Genomic DNA, 5,984 nt, shown 5'->3' with positions numbered 1-5,984 from the left:
ATAACAGGTCAGGCGGCGGCCGGGCGGCGGATTTTCTCGGCGGCGTCCAGCACCAGCGGGCGCAGGCCAGTGCCGCCTTGGTCCAGCAGCTCGAACAGCTGGCGGCGCATGCGCGGCTCCCAGAAGTCATTGATATGACTGGCAAGCCCTTCCACGCCCTCGGCATGGGGTTTGCTTTCCATGAAGCGGGCGATCTGGTTCGCCATGGTGATCAGCTTGGTTTGCCAATGGGTGTCATGCGACATGGGCTGCCTCCTCCGGGCGGATGCGCGCGGCGTGGGTGAAGATTTCAAAGGTGTCGGGGCGGGCCAGCGCAATCAGTGTCAGCCCCGCCGCCTCGGCCATGGCAACGGCGGCGGCGGTGGGGGCCGATACGGCGATCAGCAGCGGAAACCCGGCGGCGCAGGCCTTTTGCACCATATCGACCGAGGTCCGGCAGGTGAGGATCAGGGCGCTGTTGCCCGGAGGATGCGCGCTGGCACGCACCGCCCCGATCAGCTTGTCCAGCGCGTTGTGGCGGCCCACATCCTCGCGCGCAAGGCGGATCGCGCCGCCTGACCACAGCGCCGCGCCATGGGCGGCGCGGGTCTGATCATGCAGCGGCTGGTGGTTTTCCAGATCGCGGATGGCGGCCAGCACCTGATCCGGGCTCATTGTGAACGATGTTTCAGGAATCGGGCGCGGCGCGCGCAGCGCCTCTTCCAGACTGTCGATGCCGCAAAGGCCACAGCCCACCGGCCCGGCCATGCTGCGCCGCCTTTTGGCCTGCCGCGCGGCCGCTGCCTCGGTCAGCCAGATTTGCAGATCCAGGCCGCGGGGGGTTTCCACCGCCTCGATGCTCTCGATCTCGTCCAACGTGGCGATGCCCTCGGTCAGGGTGAATCCGCGTGCGAAATCAACCAGATCGGCGGGTGTCGCCATCATCACCGCATGGGTGGAGCCATTATAAGACAGCGCCACCGCCACCTCCTCGGGCAGCGCGCGGCTGCCTTGGGTCAGCGCGCCTGCCCGGTAGAGCAGGCGCGGCAAGGGGCGATGGCCCTGCATCACTCGGCCGCTGCGATGCGGCGCGATTGGGTGGCCTGGGCCTCATAGGCCTCTTGCCATTCCGACGGCCCGTTAGAGGGGCTGACCTGCACCGCCGTCACCTTATACTCGGGGCAGTTGGTCGCCCAATCCGAGAAATCGGTGGTGATGACATTGGCCTGCGTCACCGGGTGGTGGAAGGTCGTGTAAACCACCCCGGGCGAGACCTTGTCGGTGATCGTGGCGCGCAGCGTGGTCTCCCCCGCACGGCTGGCCAGCCGCACGAAATCGCCCTCGCGGATGCCACGGGTTTCGGCATCATGCGGGTGAACCTCCAGCACATCCTCGCCATGCCAGACCACGTTTTCGGTGCGGCGGGTTTGCGCGCCCACGTTATACTGGCTGAGGATGCGCCCGGTGGTCAGCAGCAGCGGGAAGCGCGGGCCGGTTTTCTCATCCGTCGCGACATATTCGGTGCGGATGAACTTGCCCTTGCCCCGCACGAAACCGTCAATATGCATCAGCGGCGTCCCTTCCGGCGCCTTCTCGTTGCAGGGCCACTGGATCGAGCCCCTGGCCTCCAACGCCTCGTAATTCACGCCGGCGAAGCTGGGGGTGGTAAGGGCGATTTCTTCCATGATTTGCGAGGGATGCGTGTAGTTCCAATCCGCGCCCATGGCCTGCGCGAACATCTGGGTCACTTCCCAATCGGCATAGCCCTGCTTCGGCGCCATCACCTTGCGCACCATGTTGATGCGGCGCTCGGCATTGGTGAAGGTGCCGTCTTTTTCCAGGAAGGACGAGCCGGGGAAGAACACATGGGCGTAATTAGCGGTTTCGTTCAGGAACAGGTCATGCACGATGACGCATTCCATCGCCGCAAGGCCCGCCGCCACATGCTTGGTGTCGGGGTCGGATTGCAGGATGTCTTCGCCCTGGCAATACAGGCCCTTGAAGCTGCCCTCCACTGCCGCGTCCAGCATGTTCGGGATGCGCAGGCCCGGCTCCGGGTCGATGGTCACGCCCCAGGCCTTTTCAAAGATCGCGCGGACTTCCGGCCCCTTCACATGCCGATAGCCCGGCAGCTCATGCGGGAAAGACCCCATGTCGCAGCTGCCTTGCACGTTGTTCTGGCCGCGCAGCGGGTTCACGCCCACGCCGGGGCGGCCGATATTGCCGGTCAGCATCGCAAGATTGGCGATGCCGATGACGGTGGTGGAGCCTTGGCTGTGTTCGGTCACGCCAAGGCCATAGTAGATCGCCGCATTGCCGCCGGTGGCATAAAGCCGGGCCGCGCCGCGCACCTCTGCCGCCGGAACGCCGGTCAGCATCTCGATCGCCTCGGGGCTGTTGCGCGGATCGGCGGCGAATTCCATGTAATCCTGGAACTCGTCCCAGTCGCAGCGGGCGCGGATGAACTCTTCGTTATACAGCTTTTCGGTGACGATCACATGCGCCAGCGCGGTGACGATGGCCACGTTGGTGCCGGGCTTCAGCGCGAGGTGGTGGGCGGCCTTGAAATGCGGGCCTTCCACCATTTCGGTGCGGCGCGGATCGACGACGATCAGCTTGGCCCCTTGCCGCAGGCGCTTTTTCAAGCGGCTGGCAAAGACCGGGTGGCCGGAATGCGGGTTGGCCCCGATGACCAGCGCCACATCACAATGTTCAACCGAATCAAAATCTTGCGTGCCTGCCGACGTGCCGAAGGTTTGCCCCAGACCATAGCCGGTGGGCGAATGGCACACCCGCGCGCAGGTATCCGTATTGTTGTTCATGAATACGGCGCGGGTTAGTTTCTGCACCAGATAGGCTTCTTCATTGGTGCAGCGCGACGAGGTGATGACCCCGACCGATTGCCGCCCATGGCGCTCTTGAATGCCCTTCATCCGGTTGGCGGCAAACTCCATGGCCTCGGCCCAGGAGACCTCTTTCCACGGATCGTTGATGCTGTCGCGGATCATCGGGTTCAGGATGCGATCCTTGTGGCTGGCATAGCCATAGGCGAAGCGGCCCTTGACGCAGCTATGGCCGCGATTGGCCTTGCCGTGCTTGTAGGGCACCATGCGCACCAGCTCATCGCCGCGCATCTCGGCCTTGAACTGGCAGCCGACGCCGCAATATGCACAAGTGGTCACAATGGCGCGGTCGGGCGTGCCGATGTCGATCACCGATTTCTCGGTCAGGGTCGCGGTCGGGCAAGCCTGCACGCAGGCGCCGCAAGACACGCAATCCGAGGCCAGCGCCGTGTCGGTTTTCATGCCGAAGGACACGCGGCTGTCCCAGCCCCGGCCCTCGATGGTCAGCGCGAAGGTGCCCTGCACTTCCTCGCAGGCACGGACGCAGCGCGAGCAGACGATGCACTTGCTGGGGTCATAGCTGAAATAGGGGTTGCTGTCGTCTTTCGGCAGCCATTGCGGGTTGGCAAGGCCGCTGGTGTCCTTGGCGCGGAAATGGGTCTCCACCGCCTCATAGCGCACATCGCGCAGGCCCACAGCGCCCGCCTGATCTTGCAGCTCGCAATCGCCATTGGCGGCACAGGTCAGGCAATCCAGCGGGTGATCGGAGATATACAGCTCCATCACGCCACGACGCAGCTGCTTCAGCTTGCCGGTTTGCATCATCACCTTGATGCCGGGGGCCACGGGCGTGGTGCAGGAGGCCGGGGTGCCATTGCGGCCCTCGATCTCCACCAGACACAGACGGCAGGAGCCGAAGGCGTCAATATTGTCCGTGGCGCACAGTTTCGGCACCGAAATGCCGATCTCGGCGGCGGCGCGCATGATGCTGGTGCCCTCGGGCACGGTCACGTCGAAGCCGTCGATGGTCAATGTGACCATTTGTTTCGATTTGGACGCAGGCGTGCCGAAATCGCGGTCGGGGATGATGAAGTCTTTCATTCGGCGGCCTCCTTGGCGGTGGCGGAGAAGTCGTCGGGGAAATGGGTGAGGGCAGACATGACCGGATAGGGCGTGAAGCCGCCAAGCGCGCAAAGCGAGCCGGATTTCATGGTGTCGCACAGATCGGTCAGCAAGGGGATGGCGGCGGCGTCACCGCGCCCGATGCGGTCGATGGTCTCCACGCCGCGCACCGCGCCGATGCGGCAGGGCGTGCATTTGCCGCAGCTTTCGATGGCGCAGAATTCCATCGCGAAGCGGGCGAGTTTCAGCATGTCGGCGCTGTCGTCAAAAACGGTCAGGCCAGCATGGCCGATCAGCGCGTTCTGGCCGGAATATTCCTCATATCCGAAAGGAATATCAAACTGATGCGGGGCAAGATAGGCGCCCAGCGGGCCACCGACCTGCACCGCCTTGACGGGCCGCCCCGAGGCCGTGCCGCCGCCGATCTGCTGCACGATCTCGCGCAGCGACAGGCCAAAGGCGATCTCATAGAGGCCGCCCTGTTTCACATTCCCGGCGATTTGCAGCGGGATGGTGCCGCGCGACCGGCCCAGACCGAAGCCCGCATAAAACGCCGCGCCCTTGGCCAGGATCACCGGCACCGAGGCCAGCGAGATCACGTTGTTCACCACGGTCGGGCGGTTCATGAAACCTTGCAGCGCCGGCAGCGGCGGCTTGGCGCGCACGGTGCCACGCTTGCCTTCAAGGCTGTTCAGCAGCGAGGTTTCCTCGCCGCAGACATAGGCCCCGGCGCCGGTGCGGATCTCCAGGTCAAAGGCCTTGCCGGAGCCCAGAACCGAGGCCCCCAGCACGCCTTCGCGCGTGGCAATCGCCACCGCTTCGGTCATCACCTCGATGGCGTCGGGATATTCCGAACGGATATACACAAACCCTTTGGTGGCGCCCACGGCAAGGCCTGCAATCGCCATGCCTTCGATCAGCACGAAGGGGTCGCCTTCCATGATCATACGGTCGGCAAAGGTGCCGCTGTCGCCCTCATCGGCATTGGCGACGATGTATTTTTGCGGCGCCGCCGCATCATGCACGGTTTTCCACTTGATGCCGGTGGGGAAACCCGCGCCGCCGCGACCGCGCAGACCAGATTGTGAAACCTCGTTCACAATCTCGGCGCCCGTCATCGCTACAGCCTTTGCCAGCCCTTCCAGCCCGCCATGGGCGCGGTAATCGGCGAGGCTCAGCGGATCAATGATGCCGCAGCGCGCGAAGGTCAGGCGGGTTTGCGCCTTGAGCCAGGGCAGATCCTCGGTCAGGCCCAGCGACAGCGGGCCGCCGTCAAACACCTGCGCCACGGCAGCGGGGGTCATCGGGCCGAACGCCACGCGGCCCTCGGGCGTTTCCACCTCGACCAGCGGCTCCAGCCAGACCATCCCGCGCGAGCCGTTGCGAATGATCGACACCTCAACGCCACGGCGCGCAGCCTCGGCGCGCAGGGCGGCCACGACATCCTCAGCACCAAGCGCTTTGGCGGCGGCATCGCGGGGAATGTAAACCTTCAGCATCAGCGCACCTCCGCCAGCAGCGCATCCACGCGCGCCTCATCCACCCGGCCCACAAGGCGGCCATCCACCATGGCGGCGGGGCCACAGGCGCAAAGGCCAAGGCAGAACACCGGCTCCAGCGTCACGGCGCCATCGGGGGTGGTGCCATGCCAATCAACGCCCAGCCGGGCCTGCGCATGGGCGGCCACGCGATCAGCGCCAACAGATTGGCAGCTTTCGGCGCGGCACAGTTTCACGATATGGCGGCCCGCCGGTTCTTCGCGGAAGTCGTGATAAAAAGACATGACGCCATGCACCTCGGCCTTCGACAGGCTGAGCGCCTGCGCGATCACCGGCAGCGCGGCCTGCGGCACATGGCCGAACTGGTGCTGGATGGCATGGAGGATCGGCAGCAGCGGCCCCTCAACCCCCTGATGCGCCGCGATGATCTGTGTCACCTGCGCGATGATGGCGGATTGATCCGGCATTGGCTGACCTCCCGTTAGCTGGGCGGGAAGATGGCGCGGCTTGATAGGCAAATCAATATGGCTTTGTCGTGGTT

At 64.9% G+C, this 5,984-nt stretch carries 5 protein-coding genes; all 5 read right to left on the bottom strand.

The features are described from left to right. Positions 1–8: 8 nt before the first annotated feature. The 5 genes from JNN06_RS13435 to JNN06_RS13415 are packed head-to-tail and all read right to left on the bottom strand — an operon-like array spanning position 9 to position 5,910. Positions 9–245, bottom strand: a complete 237-nt coding sequence (locus tag JNN06_RS13435; protein ID WP_291240101.1) for a formate dehydrogenase subunit delta — start codon at positions 243–245, stop codon at positions 9–11. After that, the gene (gene fdhD / locus JNN06_RS13430) at positions 235–1,047 is read right to left on the bottom strand and encodes a formate dehydrogenase accessory sulfurtransferase FdhD (RefSeq protein WP_291240100.1); all 813 of its coding nucleotides are present in this window, start codon (positions 1,045–1,047) and stop codon (positions 235–237) included. Before fdhD ends, JNN06_RS13435 begins: the two co-directional genes overlap by 11 nt. Next, positions 1,047–3,923, bottom strand: coding sequence for a formate dehydrogenase subunit alpha (gene fdhF, locus JNN06_RS13425; protein ID WP_291240099.1), 2,877 nt, complete (start codon positions 3,921–3,923; stop codon positions 1,047–1,049). Before fdhF ends, fdhD begins: the two co-directional genes overlap by 1 nt. Continuing rightward, positions 3,920–5,440 (bottom strand): NADH-quinone oxidoreductase subunit NuoF, encoded by a 1,521-nt coding sequence (locus JNN06_RS13420; RefSeq protein ID WP_291240102.1) that lies wholly within the window; start codon positions 5,438–5,440, stop codon positions 3,920–3,922. Before JNN06_RS13420 ends, fdhF begins: the two co-directional genes overlap by 4 nt. Positions 5,441–5,442: 2 nt before the next feature. Then, positions 5,443–5,910, bottom strand: a complete 468-nt coding sequence (locus JNN06_RS13415; protein ID WP_291240098.1) for a formate dehydrogenase subunit gamma — start codon at positions 5,908–5,910, stop codon at positions 5,443–5,445. Positions 5,911–5,984: the final 74 nt, after the last annotated feature.

This window comes from Gemmobacter sp., assembly GCF_016792925.1.
Classification (GTDB): Bacteria; Pseudomonadota; Alphaproteobacteria; order Rhodobacterales; family Rhodobacteraceae; genus Gemmobacter.
Note: the sequence above shows the minus strand (reverse complement) of the source record. Positions and strands in the feature narration are given on the sequence as shown.

Bases quoted from the DNA above. Each gene is read 5' to 3' on its own strand.
- JNN06_RS13435 (WP_291240101.1), bottom strand. From the start codon at position 245: ATGTCGCATGACACCCATTGGCAAACCAAGCTGATCACCATGGCGAAC.
- fdhD (WP_291240100.1), bottom strand. From the start codon at position 1,047: ATGCAGGGCCATCGCCCCTTGCCGCGCCTGCTCTACCGGGCAGGCGCG.
- fdhF (WP_291240099.1), bottom strand. From the start codon at position 3,923: ATGAAAGACTTCATCATCCCCGACCGCGATTTCGGCACGCCTGCGTCC.
- JNN06_RS13415 (WP_291240098.1), bottom strand. From the start codon at position 5,910: ATGCCGGATCAATCCGCCATCATCGCGCAGGTGACACAGATCATCGCG.